The organism is Streptomyces sp. NPDC020917, from assembly GCF_044333795.1.
Lineage (GTDB): Bacteria > Actinomycetota > Actinomycetes > Streptomycetales > Streptomycetaceae > Actinacidiphila.
In genome coordinates this window covers 200,747-218,283 of the sequence record NZ_JBIRRR010000012.1, presented here as the reverse complement: position 1 = coordinate 218,283, position 17,537 = coordinate 200,747, and the positions used below count along the sequence as shown (strand labels likewise).

Here is a 17,537-nt window from a genome sequence, read left to right as displayed (position 1 = left end):
GCGGGCGCAGGGGTGCGGGGCCCGCGGCGGGGAGTCGGGTGCCGGGTCGGTGGCGGCCATGGCGTGGCCCCTCACGCTGCGGTCCGCGCCGGGCGCAGCACAGCGCCGGCGACACCCGCGCACAGCAGCAGCCCGACCGCGGAGCCCAACAGGGCGGGGCCGTCGCCCCACACCGTCCAGGCCGCGCCGAAGGCCAGTGAGCAGCAGAACCGGGCGAGGGCCTGGCCGGTGCCGACCAGCGCGAGGCCGCTGCCGCGCAGCCGCTCGGGAACCACGTCGGCGACGGCCGCGGGCAGCACGCCGTCGGTCGCCGCGTAGAAGACGCCGTGCAGGCCGAGCACGGCGAACGGCAGCAGGCCCGTGCCCGGCGCCCACAGCAGCAGGGCGTAGGCGGCGAGCAGTCCGGCGTGCCCGGCGAGGAACACCGTGCGGCGGCCCACCCGGTCGGCCAGGACCCCGCACGGCACGGCGAGCAGCAGGAAGATCGCGGCGGTGCCCAGCGGCAGCAGCGGGAAGTACTCCTCGCCGATCCCGGCCCTGCGCTGCAGCAGCAGGTAGACGAAGGCGTCGCTGACGGTCGTCAGGCCGAGCAGCATCGCGCACGCGGTGAGGGCGCGCAGCCGCGGCAGCCGGAGCAGCGACAAGGCGGTGCGCAGGTCGACGGGCGGCGCGCCGCCCGGCCCTGCCGCGCCGCCGTCCGCGCCCGGGTCCCCGGCGCCGGCCGTCCCGTCGGAGGCGTCCCGGGCCGCGGTGCCGGACGTCCTGCCCGGCACGAACAGCACGAGGACCAGCACGCCGAGCACGGCCACGCAGGCGCTGACGCCGAACACCGCGTCGTAGCCGTCGGTGGCGGCGCGCAGGATGAGGAACGCCGTGACCGGGCCGAGCACCGCGCCGGTGGTGTCCATGGCGCGGTGGACGCCGAAGGCGCGCCCGCGGTGCTCGGGCGGGGTGGACAGCGAGATGAGCGCGTCGCGGGGCGAGGTGCGCAGCCCCTTGCCGGTGCGTTCCAGGGCCAGCACCGCGCCGAGCGGGCCGAGGCTGTGCACGACCAGCAGCAGCGGCTTGCACAGCGCGGACAGGCCGTAGCCGAGGCCCGCGACGAGCTTGTGGTTGCGCACCCGGTCGGCGAGGTGACCGCCGGTCAGCTGGACCAGCGCGCTGACGCCGTTGTAGACGCCGTCGAGGGTGCCGAAGCCGAGCGGGCTCAGGCCGAGCCCGGCGACCAGGTACAGCGGCAGGACGGCGGTGACCATCTCCGACGAGACGTCCGTGATGAGGCTGACGGCCCCCAGGGCCAGCACGACAGCCGGAATGGCCGGTGCCCGCCCCCGGACGCCGTCCGCCGCGGCCTCCCCGCGCGCCGGTGCGGCGCGGTCCGCGAGATACATGCGCTTCCCCCTCGGTCTTCCCCCTGCTGGTGCCGCCGGCCGTGCCCCGTGCCGTTCCCCGGCCGGTCCCCCCGGCCGCTCCCCGCCGCCGCTCACTTCCCCCGGCCGTCCCCTCGGCCGCCTCCGGATGCCTTCTCGGGCCGCTGCCCGGTGTCCCCGCCCCGCCCTCAGCCCCCGCGGCTGCTCTCGTCGCGCAGCCAGGTGCCGAAGTCCCCCTGCCGTACGGCCCGTGACGACTTCCTGCGGGCGACGAGCGCGACGCCGAGGAAGACCGCCAGGTGCGGCAGCAACCACGGTTCCCTGCGCAGGACTCCGCGCAGGTCGGCTGTGCTGGTCCGGGCGGACGGCTGCGCGGCGGACGGCTGCGCGTGCGGTGCGCCGCCCGGATCGGTGCCGGCGGATCCGGCCTGGTGGTGCTCGAGTTGGGCGGTCGAGGTGCCGGCCCGTATCCGGCGGCGTATCAGATCCGCCCAGGTGCGCGGCGGCAGCACGGTGACGCGGGCGCGCTCCACCACCCGCCGCTCCCCCGCCGCGAAGGCCAGGGAGACCGCGAGGTCGTCGGCCATCAGCGGCGGCAGCCCGGCGATCCGGGCGTGCCCCTCCTCGGACAGCGCGATCACCCCGCGGCCGAACAGCCCCTCGCGCACCGCGGGCAGCCGCTGCCAGATCCGGTAGTAGGCGCGCACCGGCCAGCCGCAGCCGGCCAGCGGCAGATCCCGTCCGGGCGCGGCGGCCAGCACCCCGTCCGCACCGCTCACCGCGTCGGCCAGCATCCGCACGTCGGCGGCGGCGATGACCACGTCCGCGTCGACGTACACCCGGGGGAAGCCGGCGGCGTGCGCGTCCCCGGTGCGCAGCGCCTGGTGCTTGGACGGCGTCGGGATCTCGACGACCCGCACGCCGGGGTGCGCGGCGGCGGCACGGGCGGTGCCGTCGGTGCAGCCGTTGCACACCACGATGATGTCCAGAGCCCCGTCGGTTACTGAACTGCGCCCGGACCAGGGCGACTTGGGCCCGCCGGCGATGGCGGCACCGGGCGTCCCGGGTGAGGCCGACAGCGCGTCGAGCAGGCGGCCGATGACGCGTTCCTCGTTATGGGCCGGGATCACGATGCTCGTCACGGGGTGAGTATGCAGCCGGAATCGGTCGTGTTGCCTCCTGTTTCGTCCATTTCTCCCCCCGCCGTGTGCGTGTGCTCTAGATTGGGCGTCGCGGAACCGGAGAGCGGAGGCGCAGCCTCCGGCACGCCGGTTCCGTTCCGCAGGGGAAGCGAGTGCGAGACCGGCACTGCTCGACGCGCTTCTCCGGCAGCCGGCGTGGGGACGCCGGCGCGCCGGGCGGAGGGTGCGCGAAACACCGGGGTGGGGGGAAGCCATGACCGATGCACAGGTCTGTCCTGGGCGGCACACGGCGACCGTCTCCCGCCAGGTGCGGGAACACCGGCCGATGTGTACGAAGGGGAGACGCACACCATGACGGACAGCATCCAAGGCGGCAGATCCGGCGACCCGTTGGGGGTCGCCGTCGTCGGGGCGGGGTACTGGGGGCCCAACCTCGTCCGCAATTTCCAGGCCAGCCCGCACTTCCGGCTCCGCTGGCTGTGCGATCTGGACGTGGACCGGGCCCGGCGGGTGCTCGGCGCCTACTCGACGGTCGAGGCGACCGCGGACTACGCGGCGGTGCTGGCCGATCCCGAGGTGGACGCGGTGGCCGTGGCCACGCCGGCCGGCACCCATCTGGAGGTGGCGCTGGCCGCCGTCAGGGCCGGCAAGCACGTGCTGGTGGAGAAGCCGCTGGCGGCCACCTACGCCGACGGTGCGCGGCTGGTGGCCGAGGCGGAGGACCGCGAGCTGGTCCTGATGTGCGATCACACCTACTGCTACACCCCGGTGGTGGGCAGCATCCGGGAGATGGTCAGGTCCGGGGAGATGGGCGAGATCCACTTCGTGGACTCGGTGCGGATCAACCTGGGGCTGGTGCAGAAGGACATCGACGTGATGTGGGACCTGGCCCCGCACGACCTGTCGATCCTGGACTTCATCCTGCCGGAGAGCGTCGAGCCGGTCGCGGTCGCGGCGCACGGCGCGGATCCGATCGGCGCGGGACGGGCGTGCGTGGCGTATCTGACGCTCCAGCTCAACACCGGTGCCATCGCCCACGTGCACGTCAACTGGCTGTCGCCCACCAAGGTGCGCACGACCATGGTCGGCGGCGCCAAGCGCACCCTCGTCTGGGACGACCTGAACCCCGCGCAGCGCCTGGCGGTCTTCGACCGCGGCGTGGACCTGGCGACCCCGCAGGAGATGGGGCCCAGCGAGCGCCGGGAGATGCTCGTGTCCTACCGCGCGGGCGACATGGTCGCCCCGGCGCTGAAGGAGCGGGAGGCGCTGCGCGCCATGGTCGACGAGTTCGCCGCCTCGATCACCGAGGGCCGGGCGCCGCTGACCGACGGGCGGGCGGGCCTGCGGGTGCTGGACATCCTCGAAGCGGCGTCGCGGAGCCTGGAGTTCCGCGGCGCGGTGGTCGGCCTGCGCGCCGGGCACTGACGGCCGCGGCCCTCGGTGCGGGCCGCCACCAGCGACGGTGATGGTGGCGGCCCGCCCGGGAGCGGGACCGCGGCAGCGACGCCGGCACTCTCCCGACCGGTTCCGGCGGCCGGTCATCCGCACGACGTTCTCCGTGGGGGGAAGTTGAGCACGGTACGAGGCAAGAAGGTCCTGGTGACCGGCGGCGCCGGCACGATCGGCTCGCATGTGGTCGACCTGCTGGCCGAGGGCGGCGCCCGCCAGGTCGTGGTCCTGGACAACTTCGTCCGCGGCCGCACCGCGAACCTGGCGCAGGCCCTGCGCACCGGCGTGGTGGAGGTCGTCGACGGCGACGTGCGGGACGCGGCCACCGTCGCCAAGGTGACCGAGGGCGCCGACCTGGTGTTCCATCTGGCGGCGATCCGCATCACGCAGTGCGCGGAGGAGCCCCGGCTGGCCAACGAGGTACTGGTGGACGGCACGTTCAACGTGCTGGAGGCGGCCGCGGCGGCGGGCGTGTCGAAGGTGGTCGCCTCGTCGTCGGCCTCGGTGTACGGCCTGGCCGAGGAGTTCCCCACCGGCGAGCGCCACCACCCGTACAACAACGACACGTTCTACGGTGCGGCGAAGGCGTTCAACGAGGGGATGCTGCGCAGCTTCCACGCGATGTCCGGGCTGGACTACGTGGCCCTGCGGTACTTCAACGTGTACGGGCCGCGGATGGACATCCACGGCCTGTACACCGAGGTGCTGATCCGCTGGATGGAGCGGATCGAGGCCGGGCAGCCGCCGCTGATCCTCGGCGACGGCACCCAGACCATGGACTTCGTGGACGTGCGGGACATCGCCCGCGCGAACCTGCTGGCCGCCGAACCGGGCCTGACCGACGAGGTGTTCAACATCGCCAGCGGCACCGAGACGAGCCTGGGGGAGCTGGCGACCGGGCTTCTGGCGGCGATGGGCGCGCAGGGGCTGGCGCCGGAGCACGGCCCGGCCCGCGCGGTCAACGGCGTGACGCGGCGCCTCGCGGACACCTCGCATGCGGCGCGCCGCCTCGGGTTCACCGCGCGCATCGATCTGCAGGCGGGGCTGCGGGACCTGGTCGCGTGGTGGCGCGCCGAGCGGGCCGCGGCGGCGGACCTCACCGGGGCGAAGGACGAGGCAACAAGCCGTGGAGGCACGGGCGTCGAGGTGGGCGCGGAGATCCCCGCCGCCGGCGCCGCAGCCGGTGGAGCCGGGCGGTGAGCGCGCCGGTGGAGGCCCCCGCGGAAGCGGCGGCCGGTGCCGCGCCGCCGCGGGTGCCGGTGATGGTGCCGTGGCTCGGTGAGGAGGAGGCGCAGGCGGCCGCGGCGGCGGTGATGTCGGGCTGGGTCGCGCAGGGACCGCGGGTCGCCGCGTTCGAGCGGGCCTTCGCCGAACGGGTGGGCGCCGCGCACGCGGTGGCCGTCAGCTCGTGCACGACGGCGCTGCACCTGGCACTCGTGACCCTGGGCGTCGGGCCCGGTGACGAGGTCGTGGTGCCGTCGCTGTCGTTCATCGCGACCGCCAACGCGGTGCGGTACGTGGGCGCCCGGCCGGTCTTCGCGGACGTCGAGGAGGCCACCGGCAACGTCACGGCCACCACGATCGACGCGGTGCGCACACCCGCGACGAAGGCCGTCATCGCCGTCCACCAGGGCGGGGTGCCGGCGGACGTCGAGGCGCTGCGCACGGCCTGCGCCCGGTGGGGCGCGGCCCTGGTGGAGGACGCCGCCTGCGCCATCGGCTCGACGTTCCACGGGCGTTCGGTGGGCGCCGGGGCGCTGCTGGCGGCCTGGTCGTTCCATCCGCGCAAGCTCGTCACCACCGGTGAGGGCGGCATGGTCACCACCGACGACGCCGCCTGGGCGCAGCGGCTGCGGCGGCTGCGCGAGCACGGCATGAACGCCTCCGCGGCCGAGCGGCACGCCAGCAGCACACCGGTGCTGGAGCGTTATCTGGAGGTCGGCTTCAACTACCGCATGACGGACGTGCAGGCCGCGGTCGGGCTGGTCCAACTCGGCAAGCTGGACGCGATGGTGGCGCGCCGCCGGGAACTGGCCGCGCGTTACGACGCCGCGCTCCGGGACGTGCCGGGGCTGCGGCCGGTCCGCGATCCGGCCTACGGGCAGGGCAACTTCCAGTCGTACTGGGTGCTCCTCGACGCCGGTTTCCCGGTGGACCGGGACGCGCTGCTCGCGGCGCTCGCCGGCGCCGGGATCTCCGGCCGGCGCGGGATCATGGCCGCGCACCTGGAGCCGGCGTACGCGGGCCATCCGCACGGGCCGCTGCCCGTCACCGAGCGGATCAGCGGCGGCTCGCTCATCCTGCCGCTGTTCCACACCATGACCGGGGAACAGCAGGACCGCGTGGTGGCGGTGCTGCGCGAGCAGGCGGCGCGATGAGCCCGCCGGCGGGTCCGCGGGACCTGCTGATCGCCGGGGCCGGCGGCTTCGCCCGGGAGACCGCGCAGGCGGTCGCGGACGCCGTCGCCGCCGGGACGCAGTCCTGGCGGCTGCTCGGCCACCTGGACGACGATCCGGCGCTGCACGGCCGGCTGTTGGACGGCGTGCCGGTGCTCGGCGGCTGCGAGCTGGTGCACGAACTGCCCGACGCGCAGGTGGTGTTGTGCGTGGGCAGCGCGCGCGACCACACCGGCAGGACCCGGCTGGCGCGGCGGCTGGACCTGCCGGCCGAGCGGTGGGCGACGGTGGTGCATCCGTCCGCGTCGGTGTCCGGAACGAGCGAGCTGGGCCCCGGCTGCGTCCTGCTCGCGCAGGTCGTGCTGACCGCCGCTGCGCGGGTCGGCGCCCATGTCGCGATGATGCCGCACACCGTGCTGACCCACGACGACGAGGTGGCGGACTTCGCCACCCTCGCCGCGGGCGTGCGCCTGGCCGGCGGGGTCCGGGTGGGGCGCGGCGCGTACGTCGGATCGGGCGCGCTGGTCAGGGAGTTCACCACGCTGGGCGCCTGGTCGCTGGTGGGCATGGGGAGCGTCGTGCTGCACGACGTGCCGCCGGGCGAGGTGTGGGCCGGCAGCCCGGCCCGCAGGCTGCGGGCGGCCGGCACGCCCGAACTGGCCGAGCTGGCCGAGCCCGCCGAGCCGGCCGCGGTCAGGGGGGCGGCGGGCACGGACGCCGGGGCCGGGGGGCCGGACGCCGGGGCCGGGGCCGGAGGGCCGGGCGCTTCCGCTCCCGCCCGTCGCGCCGCACGGCAGGGGGAAGGGGGCGGCCCCGCGCTGGGGGGACGGGGCCGCCCCGGTGACCACGACGAGACCGCCGCGGGCCGCGGGCCCGCGGTACGGATGGGGAGTCCTGCGACATGAACCGCATACCGCTGGTGGACCTGGAGGCGGCGCACGGCGAGGTCGCCGCCGAGGTCCGCGCCGGGTTCGACCGGGTGCTGGCCGCGACGGCGTTCGTCGGCGGCGAGGAGGTCAGGGCCTTCGAGGAGGAGTACGCGGCCTTCGCGGGCACGGCGCACTGCGTGGGGGTGGCCAACGGCACCGACGCGCTCGAACTGGCCCTGCGGGCAAGCGGGGTCGGGCCGGGAGACGAAGTGGTGCTGCCGGCCAACACCTTCATCGCCACGGCAGGGGCCGTCGCCAGGATCGGCGCCCGCCCGGTCCTGGTGGACTGCGACGGCGCCTCGTACCTGATGGACGGCCAGGCGGCGCTGGACGCCGTGGGCCCGGCGACGCGCGCGGTCGTCCCGGTCCACCTGTACGGGCAGTGCGCGGACGTGCCGAAGCTCGCGGCGGCGCTGCCGGACCGGGTGGCGGTGGTGGAGGACGCGGCGCAGTGCCAGGGGGCGACGCGCGACGGGCGCTCCCCCGGCTCCGGCGGGATCGCCGCGACGAGCTTCTACCCGGGCAAGAACCTCGGTGCGTACGGCGACGCCGGGGCGGTGCTCACGGACGACGCCGAACGGGCGCAGCTGGTGCGGGCGATCGCCAACCACGGCGGCACCGCGAAGTACCGGCACGACGTGGCCGGGTTCAACAGCCGGCTGGACGGCCTGCAGGCGGTGGTGCTGCGCGCCAAGCTGGCCCGGCTCGCCGACGGCAACCGGACCCGGCGGCTCGCCGCGGCGCGCTACGACGAGTTGCTCGCGCCGCTGGCCGCGAAGGGCCGCGTCGTGCTCCCGGTGACGGTCCCGGGCAACGCGCACGTGTGGCACCTGTACGTGGTCCAGGTGACCGGCGCCGACCGGGACACCGTGGTGGCCCGGCTCAACGCCGAGGGCGTGGGGGCGGGCGTGCACTATCCGCTGCCGGTCCACCTGACGCCGGCGTTCTCCCACCTCGGCCACCGGGCTGGGGACTTCCCCCGTGCCGAGCGGGCCGCGGCCCGCATCCTGTCGCTTCCGCTGTACCCGCAGATCACCGCCGACCAGCAGCAGCGCGTCGTGGACACGCTGGCCGGCGCCCTGGGCTGACGCCGTCCGGCCGGCGCCGGCCGGCGGACGGGCGGCCAGTCACCGCTCACGCACCACCCACCCCGCTCACCGAGCCGGGCCCTGCACCGCCTGAGAGGTACCGATGGACAGAACGAGCAGACTCTTCCGCGGAAGTCTGAGCAGCGTGATCGCGGCCGTCATCGCGGTCGCGCTCTCGCTGGCGGGCTCCCCGGGGGCGCACGCCGCCGACCCCTGCGGGACCGGCTCCAACCCGATCGTGTGCGAGAACTCCAAGACCGGCACGCCGATGGAGGACTGGTTCGCGCCCAACGCCTACGGGAACGTCCAGGGGTTCACCGACCAGGTGAGCTACCAGGCGGGCCAGACCGTGCAGTTCAAGGTGCAGTCCCCCGTCGCCTACCACGTCGAGGTGTTCCGCCTCGGCTACTACGGCGGCGACGGCGCCCGGCAGCTGTCCACGGCGGCGCAGGCGGCCGCCACCTACCCGGCGAACTTCACGCGTGACGGTACGCCCGGCAGCCCGCCGGACAACACCGTGGTCGACGGCGAGCCGCAGGGCAAGCCGCTGAGTTGCGCGAACAACAGCGCCGGGCTGATCGACTGCGGCAACTGGCCGGCGACCGCTTCCTGGACGATTCCCGGCGACGCGGTGTCGGGCCTGTACATCGCGAACTTCGACCAGATCGACGGCAACGGCGTGATGCCGTACCCGTTCGTGGTGCGCAACGACTCCAGCCACTCGGCGATCGTGGTGCAGACCGACGACGAGACGTGGCAGGCGTACAACAAGTGGGGCGGCCGCAACCTGTACGACGGTGACGGTCCCGCGCCCGACGGCCGCGCCTACCAGGTGAGTTACAACCGCCCGCTGGACATCGGCGGCGACAACGGCGTCTACGGCTCCGAGTTCGAGATGCTGTACTGGCTGGAGCGCAACGGCTACGACGTGAGCTACCTGTCCGGTCTGGACGTCTCCACCCGGCCGGCGGACCTCGCGAACCACACGATGTTCATGTCCTCCGGGCACGACGAGTACTGGACCCAGGACCAGTTCACCAATGTGCTCAACGCCCGCAAGGCGGGGGTGAACGAGACGTTCTTCAGCGGCAACGAGGTGTCGTGGAAGACCCGGTTCGCGCCGAGCATCGACGGCACGAACACCTCGGGCCGCACCCTGATCTGCTACAAGGAGACCAAGCTCGAACTCGCCTCGCCCGACGGCATTCCCGATCCGACCGGCACCTGGACCGGCGCATTCCTCGACCCGGGCGGTGCCGCGAAGGGCGACACCTACCAGCCGCAGAACGTGCTGACCGGCTCGCTGTTCACGGTGAACGGCTACCGCAGCGACGCGATCACGGTGCCCGGCGCCTACGCCAAGCTGAGGCTGTGGCGCAACACCACGGTGGCCGCCCTGACACCGGCGCAGACGGCGACGTTCCCGGTGGGCACGCTCGGCTACGAGTGGGACAGCGACATCGCCGACAGCCCGACCCGGCCGGCCGGGCAGATCGACCTGTCGTCCACCACCGTGGACATCACCGACGGCAAGTACCGGCTGGACTACGGCAACACCTACGGCAACGGCACCGCGACGCACAACCTGGTGGAGTTCCGCGACCCGACCTCGCACGCCCTGGTGTTCGGCGCCGGAACCGTGCAGTGGTCGTGGGGCCTGACGAACGTGCCGACCGCCAACCCGGACGACACGGTGGTCACCGAGGACAAGCGGATGCAGCAGGCGACCGTCAACCTGCTGGCGGACATGGGCATCCAGCCGAAGACGCTGCAGAGCGGGCTGGTCGCGGCCACCGCCTCCACCGACACCGCGGGTCCGGTGGTGACCATCACCAGCCCGCCGGTCGGCAGCACCGTCCCGGCGCTGCGCCCGGTCACCATCACCGGCACCGCCGCAGACGCGGGTGGCGTGGTCGCCCGGGTGGAGGTCTCCACCGACGGCGGCACCACCTGGAAGGCCGCGAACGGCCTCACCTCGTGGACGTACTCGTGGACCCCGACCGCCACCGGCACCCCGCAGATCAAGGTGCGCGCGGTCGACGACAGCGTGAACACCGGCGCCGTGGCGACCGTGCCGCTGACCGTCGGCCCTCAGCAGTGCCCCTGCTCGGTGTGGCCGTCGACCACGGTCCCCGCCGTGGTCAACAGCGGTGACGGCGGGGCGGTCGAGCTGGGTGTGAAGATCCGCACCAGCGTGCCGGGTTCGATCACCGGCATCCGCTTCTACAAGGCGCCGTACAACACCGGCACGCACACCGGCAGCCTGTGGAGCACGAGCGGCCAGCGGCTGGCCACCGGCACCTTCACCGGCGAGACGGCCTCCGGCTGGCAGCAGATGAACTTCGCCACCCCGGTGCCGGTGAAGGCCAACACCACCTACATCGCCTCCTACTTCGCGCCCAACGGCGGATACTCCTACGACGCCGGCTACTTCACCGGCTCCGACGCCGGCCTGGCACCGCTCACCGCGCTGAAGTCCGGCACGGACGGCGCCGACGGCGTGTACCACTACGGCGCGTCGGGCGGCTTCCCCACCTCGGAGTCCAGCGGTACCAACTACTGGGTGGACGCGGTGCTCGACACCTCGTCGGCCAGCACGGTGCCGCCCGCGGTGACCAGCACCTCGCCGACGTCCGGGTCGGTCAGCATCTCCATCACCTCGCCGGTAACGGTGAACTTCAGCGAGCCGGTGGACGCGGGCTCGGTGGTGTTCAGCCTCAAGGACGCGGCCGGCCACAGCGTGCCGGGGGCCAGGACCTACCCCGCGGCGAACAGCCTGACGTTCACCCCGTCCACCCAGCTGGCGCTCAACACCACCTACACGGCGTCCGTGCAGGCCGACGACCTGTGGGGCAACCACATGGCGGACCCGGCGACCTGGTCGTTCACCACTAGCGCCAGCCCGCCCGCGGTGACCTGCCCGTGCACCCTGTGGCCGTCGTCGGCCACGCCGGCCGTCGCCGACGTCACCGACGACACCAACTCGGTGGAGCTGGGCGCCCGGTTCACCTCGGCGGTCACCGGCTGGATCACCGGCGTCACCTTCTACAAGGGGACGGGGAACACCGGCACGCACACCGGCAGCGTGTGGTCCGCGGACGGCACCCAGCTGGCCACCGGGACGTTCTCCAGCGAGACCGCGTCCGGCTGGCAGCTGCTCACCTTCGCGAACCCGGTGGCGATCACCGCGGGAACGTCGTACGTCGTCTCGTACCACGCGCCGAACGGCAACTACGCGGTGGACGGCGGCTACTTCGCCGGCGCCCACCAGTCGTACCCGCTGACGGCCACCGCCGACACCGCGGGCAGCCAGAACGGCCTGTACCGCTACGGGTCCGACACGGCCTTCCCGAACAGCAGTTACGGGTCGGCCAACTACTGGGTGGCGCCGATCTTCAGCACCACCCTGCCGCCGGCCCCGCTCGACGGCACCACCACCGAGTCCCGGTAGAACGAGGAGGCGGGCACACAGGCGATGGGCAGCGTCAGCGTCGTGATCCCCTGCTACCGGTACGGCCACTTCCTGGCCGACTGCGTGCGCAGCGTGCTGGACGAACAGGAGGGCCTCGACGTCCGGGTGCTCATCATCGACGACGCGTCACCCGACGACTCGGCGGAGGCCGCCCGCGCTCTGGCGGCCTCCGACCCGAGGATCGAGGTGCGCGTCCACGAGAAGAACAAGGGGCACATCGCCACCTACAACGAGGGCCTGCTGGAGTGGGCGGACGGCGACTACACCGTGCTGCTGTCCGCCGACGACCGGCTGGTGCCGGGCGCTCTGGTGCGGGCGGCGGCGCTGCTGGACGCCCATCCCGAGGTGGGCTTCGCCTACGGCAGGCCGCTGCGCTTCGCGCACGGCGGCCCGCTGCCGCCGGCCCGCACCACCGGCGGCGGCACCGCCGTCTACCCGGGCCGGTGGTGGCTGGAGCGCAGGTTCCGCGAGGGCACGGGGTGCATCACCTCCCCCGAGGTGGTGGTGCGCACCGGGCTGCAGCGCGAGGTCGGCGGCTACGATCCGCGGCTGCCGCACGCCGGGGACATCGAGATGTGGATGCGGCTGGCGGCGCACGCCGACGTCGGCTACGTCCGCGGCGCCGACCAGGCGTACTACCGGGTGCACGGCGCGAACATGTCGACCACCGACTTCGGCGGCCAGCTCGACGACCTGCGGCAGCGCAGGGCGGCGTACGAGGCGGTGCTGGAGAAGTGCGGCGACCGGCTCCCGGACGCCGGGCGGCTGTCGGCGACGGTGCACACCAAGCTGGCGCGGGCGGCGCTGCGCCGCGCCTGCCGCGCCTACGACCGGGGGCGCACCGCCGCGGTGCCGGTGGACGAACTGGTGGCGTTCGCCCGGGACTGCGTGCCCGCGGTCGAGCGGCTGCCGGAGTACCGGGGGCTGCGGCTGCGCCGCAGGGTCGGTGCGGGGGCCATGCCGTACCTGCAGCCGCTGGTGCTGTCGGCGGTGGCAGAACGGGGCCGGGAGTGGCTGTGGTGGCAGTCGTGGAAGCGCCGGGGCATCTGATGGCGCGGCGTTCCACGGCGGGATGTCCGGGGGCCGGGAGCCGGGCAGCGGGTCGGGCGGAGGCGTCCGGCGGGTGCCCGTCCCCGGGCTCAGCGCGGCGCGGGGACCGGCGCGGGGGTGACGGCGGTGCGCGTCCTGCGCCAGGGCGGCCGGCGGGTGCGGCCCCCGCTCCCGCGTCCGAGGAGGCGGTCGGTCCACAGCGCGCACAGCGTGCCGCCGACCAGCCCGGCGAGCGCCACACCGGCCAGCGCCCGGCTCTTGGTTCCGGTCACCTGAACGGAGTTGGGCGGCACCAGCAGGTCCACGCTCATCCGCGAGCCGGCGTCGATGTGCTGGGCGTCCTGCAGCACGTCCACCTGCCGGGTGTAGGCGGCGATGATCGTCCGCACCATGGCGTCGGCACGTGCGGGGTCCGCCGCGTCGGCCTGGACCTGGAGCGACGGGATCAGGTAGGCGGGGGTCACGCTGGTGCCGCTGTTGCGCGGCAGCAGCCGGTAGGAGCCGGTCACGCCCGCGGCCCGCAACCCGGCGGTGCCGGACGGCGACTGCAACTGCTCGACGACCGCGTGCGAGACGACGGCGAGCGGCGGCTGCAGGTTCGCGAACTGGTTGGGCTGGTTGTCGGTGACCGGCGGCTTCAGCACGACCACCGCCGAACTCCGGTACGTCAGCGGGGGTTTCAGCTCGTGGTAGGCGCCGGCCGCGGTCACCGCGAGGGCCAGCAGCAGGACGTACCAGCGGCGCACCAGCGCGCGGACCACTTCTTCCGGGGACACTCCGCCTCCTCCTGCCGGCTCCGATACTGGCAGCCCGCGCGGCGCCCCGCCACCGGATCGGTCACCTCGGTCGGAAACACCGGAAAACGCCGCAACGCACTCCCGGGGAGGGCCGCGTGAGCCTGGGTGAGATCCTCGGCGTGCTGGGCCGCCGCTGGTACGTGATGCTGCCGCTGCTGCTGGCCGGGCTGCTGGCGGGCGGGTACCTGTACGCGGCGGTCCCGGTGTCGTACCAGTCGCAGAGTTCGGTGTCGCTGCTGGACTCGCGGGCCGCGGCCAAGCCCGCGCCGGCGTACGGCAACCCCATCGCCAACGCCGGCGGTTCGCTGGTGGTCACCGCGGACGTGCTGATCAGGACGCTGCAGTCCAGCGACGCCGCGAAGGCCCTGCACGACGTGGGCGTCACCGACCGCTACACCGTCGGGTTCGCGCCGAACGCCTCGGGCCCGCTGCTGTCGCTCGCCGTCACCGGCACCGAGCGGGCGAAGGTGCTGCGGGAGACGAGCACGCTCACCTCCTTCGCCGGCGAGCAGTTGCGGGCCCTGCAGGCCGCGGACAAGATCGCGCCGCAGTACTACGTCAGCGCCACCCCGATCGTGCTGCCGCAGCAGCCGGTCACCAAGCTCAAGAGCCGCTACCAGCTCGTGGCGGCCGTGGTGATCGCCGGCACCGCGGGCGGCTTCTTCCTGTCCTTCGCGGCCGAGAGCGCCGCGCTGGCCCGGCGCCGCCGCAAGGGCCTCCCGGCGGCCCGCCCGGCGCGGCACGTCAGGTCGCGGAGGAACGGCGGGCCGCGACGCCCCGGCCTGCTGCGGCGACCGCTGGACTCCACCACGTGGCTGACCGGGTACATGGTGCTGGCGTTCTTCATCCCCTCCAACCTCGACCTGCCGGCGCTGGGCGGGGTGGGCACCCCGGCGAACGTCTTCGCCCTGACCGGACTGCTCTGGTACGTCGCGTCCTGGCTGACCGGCCGGGTCACACCGGCGCCCGGCACCCGCGGGCCGCGGCTGGTGATGTGCCTGCTGGCGGCGGCGGTGCTGATGGCCTACATCGCCGACGGCGCCCGCTCCGCCTCGCACGAGGAGGTGCTGGCCGCGGACCGCGGCCTGATCGGGCTGCTGGTGTGGGTGTCCCTGGTGGTGCTGACCACCGCCGGGATCCACGAACGCGAGCGGCTGGACACGCTGATGCGGCGCCTGGTCGTGATGGGCAGCGTGGTGGCCGCGATCGGCTACTGGGACTTCTTCACCGCGACCAACATCGCCGACTCGATCCACCTCCCCGGCCTGCAGTCCAGCGTCGCGGGCGTACGGACCCTGGACCGGGGCTCGTTCGTCAGGCCGCGGTCGACCACCGCGCAGTCCCTGGAGTTCGCCGGGATGCTGGCGATCCTGGTGCCGTTCGCCGTGCAGCAGGCGTTCGACCCGGTGCGCCGGCACTCGGGGGTGATCCGCCGCTGGGGCCCGGTGGTGGCGATGGGCGGCGCGCTGCCGCTCACCGTCTCGCGGACGTCGATCATCGGCGCGCTCCTGGTGATCCTGGTGATGGTGCCGCGGTGGAAGCCGCAGCGGCGCTGGGGCGCGATCGGGGTGCTGCTGGTGTCGGTGGGCGCGCTGAAGGTGGTCATCCCGGGCCTGATCGGCACCATCCTCAACCTGTTCTCCACGTTCCTGTCGAACTCCGACAGCAGCACCCAGGCGCGCACCGTGAAGTACTCGGCGATCGTGCCGTACCTGCGCGAACACCCGTTGTTCGGGCAGGGGTTCGGCACCTTCACGCCCGACCTGTACTTCTTCACCGACAACCAGTACATGCTCACGCTCGCGGAGATGGGGATGCTCGGCCTGGTGGCCCTGCTCGCCCTGTACCTGGCCGGGATCCACCACGGCGGCGCGATCCGCCGGCTGGCCCGGACCGAGTCGGACCGCGAGCTGGGGCAGGCGTTCTTCGCCTCGGCGGTGGTCGCGCTGGTGATCAGCGCGACGTTCGACGCACTGATGTTCCCGATGTTCGCCGGCATGTTCTTCGTGACGCTCGGCGCGGGCGGCAGCTACCTGGGATTCCTGCGGCGGGACGCGGCGGCGCCGCGGCCGGCGGCGGACTCCCCCGCCGACCGGAACGCCGCCCGGAACGCCGACCAGGCCGACACCGGCACGCCGGCCGCGGACGGGACCGCCGCACGACCCAACCCACCCCAACTCGTGGAGTCCTGATGCCCCTGACCCCGAAGGCCGAAGGGCCGGTCGCGGTGCTCGTCGTCACCTGGAACAGCGCGGCCGTGCTGCCGGAGTTCCTCGCCTCGCTGCCCGTGGCGATGGCCGGCCTGGACTGGCGGCTGGTGGTCGCCGACAACGACTCGGCGGACGGCACGGTGGACGTGGTGCGCTCCCTCGCGCCCGACGCCACCGTCATCCAGACCGGCCGCAACGCCGGGTACGCCGCGGGCGTCAACGCGGCGCTGGGCGCCACCGCCGCCTGGGAGGGCGGCATCCGCGCGGCGATGGTCTGCAACCCGGACATCAGGATGCGCGAGGGCTGCGCCCGGCTGCTGGTGGACGCGCTCGGCACCCCCCTTCCCGACGGTGCCGCGGTGGGGATCAGCGTGCCCGTGCTCCACGAGGCGGACGGCTCGGTGGTCCGCTCACTGCGCCGCGAGCCCAGCGTGGGGCGGGCGTTCGGCGAGGCGGTGATCGGCAACACCCGCGCGGGCCGCTTCCCGCGGCTGAGCGAGCTGGTCACCGACCCGGCCGCGTACACCGCCCCGACCCGCGCGGACTGGGCGACGGGCGCGCTGATGGCGCTGTCCCGCGACTGCCTGGAGGCGTGCGGCCCCTGGGACGAGTCGTTCTTCCTCTACTCCGAGGAGACGGAGTACTGCCTGCGGGCCCGCGACGCGGGGTTCGCCACCCGGCTCCAGCCGCAGGCGGCGGCGGTGCACCTGGGCGGCGACTCCCGGGTATCGCCGTTCCTGTGGACGCTGCTGACGCTCAACCGGGTCCGGCTGCACCGCCGCCGGCACGGCGCCGCGGCGACGGCGGCGTTCTGGGCGGCGGTGCTGCTGCGCGAGACCTCGCGGGCGGCGCTGGGGAGGGCGCCGAGCCGGGCCGCGGCCGCCGCGCTGGTCAGTCCTTCGAAGCTGCGCCGGGCGCCGGGTCCCGCTCCGCGCGCACCGCTGTCAGCGACTTCGTGACGCCGAGCACCCGCTCGCTGAGCAGCGTCGAGCGGGGGAAGAGGTAGCGCATCTCGGCGCGGGTGAGCAGTTCGATGTTGATCACCGCGTCCATGCCCTCCTGCGGGCTGCCCGGCCTGCTGTGCGTCAGCGGCCAGTGCCGCACCAGGCGGGCCCGGGCTGCCAGCGGCAGGAACTGGAAGCCGGGCGCGACGAAGTGGGGCTCGACCGGGAAGTACCGGTACGGCGTCTGGATCCAGTGCAGCGGTGCGAGGTCCTCCACCGCGGCCACGAACCGGCGGCGCTGGCTGTGGCCGCCGACATGCTCGATGGTGGAGTTGGAGAACACCAGGTCGTGGGAGCCGAGTCCGGCGGCCACCGCCGGGTCGGTGACGTCGGCGTTCTCCGCGCTGATCCAGTCCGGCAGGTCCGCCGGGTGCGGCTCGAGGTTGATCAGGTGGACGTGGCGGGGGCGCACCGGCGCCCGCAGCCACATGTCGGCCGTGCCGCCGAGGTCCACCACGGTCATCCCGGCTATGCCGGGGAACAGCCGCCGGAAGCGCTCCCAGCGGGCCGCCCGCAGGCGTTCGCCCACCGATCCCGGGGCGTCGACGAAACGGTTGCGCAGCGCGCGGGTATGGGGCATCGGTCAACCACCTGGGGTCGGTGCGCCCGGCTCGGCCGGGCACGGCTGGA

At 74.1% G+C, this 17,537-nt stretch carries 13 protein-coding genes; 9 read left to right on the top strand and 4 right to left on the bottom strand.

Annotated features, from left to right (window positions below):
* Positions 1-71: 71 nt before the first annotated feature.
* Together ACH4TG_RS24985 and ACH4TG_RS24980 are read right to left on the bottom strand one after the other, a co-directional pair.
* Complete coding sequence (locus ACH4TG_RS24985) at positions 72-1,391, bottom strand: MFS transporter (RefSeq protein WP_398244707.1); 1,320 nt, start codon at positions 1,389-1,391, stop codon at positions 72-74.
* A 167-nt stretch (positions 1,392-1,558) separates the two neighbouring features.
* Positions 1,559-2,512 carry a glycosyltransferase gene (locus tag ACH4TG_RS24980; protein ID WP_398244706.1) on the bottom strand — a complete coding sequence of 318 codons (954 nt, stop codon included), beginning with the start codon at positions 2,510-2,512 and terminating at the stop codon, positions 1,559-1,561.
* A 351-nt stretch (positions 2,513-2,863) separates the two neighbouring features.
* Between ACH4TG_RS24980 and ACH4TG_RS24975 the strand changes: the two genes are divergently transcribed.
* From ACH4TG_RS24975 to ACH4TG_RS24945, 7 genes are all read left to right on the top strand, one after another.
* Positions 2,864-3,937 (top strand): Gfo/Idh/MocA family protein, encoded by a 1,074-nt coding sequence (locus tag ACH4TG_RS24975; protein ID WP_398244705.1) that lies wholly within the window; start codon positions 2,864-2,866, stop codon positions 3,935-3,937.
* Between the two features lie 144 nt (positions 3,938-4,081).
* Positions 4,082-5,161: an NAD-dependent epimerase/dehydratase family protein gene (locus tag ACH4TG_RS24970; RefSeq protein WP_398244704.1), complete on the top strand. Its 1,080-nt coding sequence runs from the start codon at positions 4,082-4,084 to the stop codon at positions 5,159-5,161.
* Positions 5,158-6,339, top strand: coding sequence for a DegT/DnrJ/EryC1/StrS family aminotransferase (locus tag ACH4TG_RS24965; RefSeq protein WP_398244703.1), 1,182 nt, complete (start codon positions 5,158-5,160; stop codon positions 6,337-6,339). The genes ACH4TG_RS24970 and ACH4TG_RS24965 overlap by 4 nt, the downstream gene beginning before the upstream one ends.
* Positions 6,336-7,262: an acetyltransferase gene (locus tag ACH4TG_RS24960; RefSeq protein ID WP_398244702.1), complete on the top strand. Its 927-nt coding sequence runs from the start codon at positions 6,336-6,338 to the stop codon at positions 7,260-7,262. The genes ACH4TG_RS24965 and ACH4TG_RS24960 overlap by 4 nt, the downstream gene beginning before the upstream one ends.
* Positions 7,259-8,374, top strand: coding sequence for a DegT/DnrJ/EryC1/StrS family aminotransferase (locus ACH4TG_RS24955; RefSeq protein ID WP_398244701.1), 1,116 nt, complete (start codon positions 7,259-7,261; stop codon positions 8,372-8,374). Before ACH4TG_RS24960 ends, ACH4TG_RS24955 begins: the two co-directional genes overlap by 4 nt.
* A gap of 103 nt (positions 8,375-8,477) precedes the next feature.
* On the top strand, positions 8,478-11,825 hold the full coding sequence (locus ACH4TG_RS24950; RefSeq protein ID WP_398244700.1) for a DUF4082 domain-containing protein: 3,348 nt from the start codon (positions 8,478-8,480) through the stop codon (positions 11,823-11,825).
* A 24-nt stretch (positions 11,826-11,849) separates the two neighbouring features.
* Entirely contained in the window at positions 11,850-12,896 is a 1,047-nt protein-coding gene (locus ACH4TG_RS24945) for a glycosyltransferase family 2 protein (RefSeq protein ID WP_398244699.1), read from the top strand.
* A gap of 89 nt (positions 12,897-12,985) precedes the next feature.
* On the opposite strand, the gene ACH4TG_RS24940 is transcribed toward ACH4TG_RS24945, so the two are convergent.
* A complete protein-coding gene (locus ACH4TG_RS24940) occupies positions 12,986-13,672 on the bottom strand; it encodes a hypothetical protein (RefSeq protein WP_398244698.1) in 687 nt (228 codons plus the stop codon).
* A gap of 116 nt (positions 13,673-13,788) precedes the next feature.
* Between ACH4TG_RS24940 and ACH4TG_RS24935 the strand changes: the two genes are divergently transcribed.
* Both ACH4TG_RS24935 and ACH4TG_RS24930 read left to right on the top strand, forming a co-directional pair.
* Positions 13,789-15,885, top strand: coding sequence for an O-antigen ligase family protein (locus ACH4TG_RS24935; RefSeq protein ID WP_398244697.1), 2,097 nt, complete (start codon positions 13,789-13,791; stop codon positions 15,883-15,885).
* Entirely contained in the window at positions 15,885-16,862 is a 978-nt protein-coding gene (locus ACH4TG_RS24930; RefSeq protein ID WP_398244696.1) for a glycosyltransferase, read from the top strand. Before ACH4TG_RS24935 ends, ACH4TG_RS24930 begins: the two co-directional genes overlap by 1 nt.
* Here ACH4TG_RS24930 and ACH4TG_RS24925 read toward each other — a convergent pair.
* Positions 16,795-17,487, bottom strand: coding sequence for a class I SAM-dependent methyltransferase (locus ACH4TG_RS24925; protein ID WP_398244695.1), 693 nt, complete (start codon positions 17,485-17,487; stop codon positions 16,795-16,797). The two genes, ACH4TG_RS24930 and ACH4TG_RS24925, sit on opposite strands and share 68 nt — an antisense overlap.
* Positions 17,488-17,537 lie beyond the last annotated feature (50 nt).

What these genes read in the sequence shown, in the direction of transcription:
- ACH4TG_RS24985 (WP_398244707.1), bottom strand. Translation starts at nt 1,391, where the DNA reads ATGTATCTCGCGGACCGCGCCGCACCGGCGCGCGGGGAGGCCGCGGCG.
- ACH4TG_RS24975 (WP_398244705.1), top strand. Translation starts at nt 2,864, where the DNA reads ATGACGGACAGCATCCAAGGCGGCAGATCCGGCGACCCGTTGGGGGTC.
- ACH4TG_RS24960 (WP_398244702.1), top strand. Translation starts at nt 6,336, where the DNA reads ATGAGCCCGCCGGCGGGTCCGCGGGACCTGCTGATCGCCGGGGCCGGC.
- ACH4TG_RS24955 (WP_398244701.1), top strand. Translation starts at nt 7,259, where the DNA reads ATGAACCGCATACCGCTGGTGGACCTGGAGGCGGCGCACGGCGAGGTC.
- ACH4TG_RS24950 (WP_398244700.1), top strand. Translation starts at nt 8,478, where the DNA reads ATGGACAGAACGAGCAGACTCTTCCGCGGAAGTCTGAGCAGCGTGATC.
- ACH4TG_RS24945 (WP_398244699.1), top strand. Translation starts at nt 11,850, where the DNA reads ATGGGCAGCGTCAGCGTCGTGATCCCCTGCTACCGGTACGGCCACTTC.
- ACH4TG_RS24930 (WP_398244696.1), top strand. Translation starts at nt 15,885, where the DNA reads ATGCCCCTGACCCCGAAGGCCGAAGGGCCGGTCGCGGTGCTCGTCGTC.
- ACH4TG_RS24925 (WP_398244695.1), bottom strand. Translation starts at nt 17,487, where the DNA reads ATGCCCCATACCCGCGCGCTGCGCAACCGTTTCGTCGACGCCCCGGGA.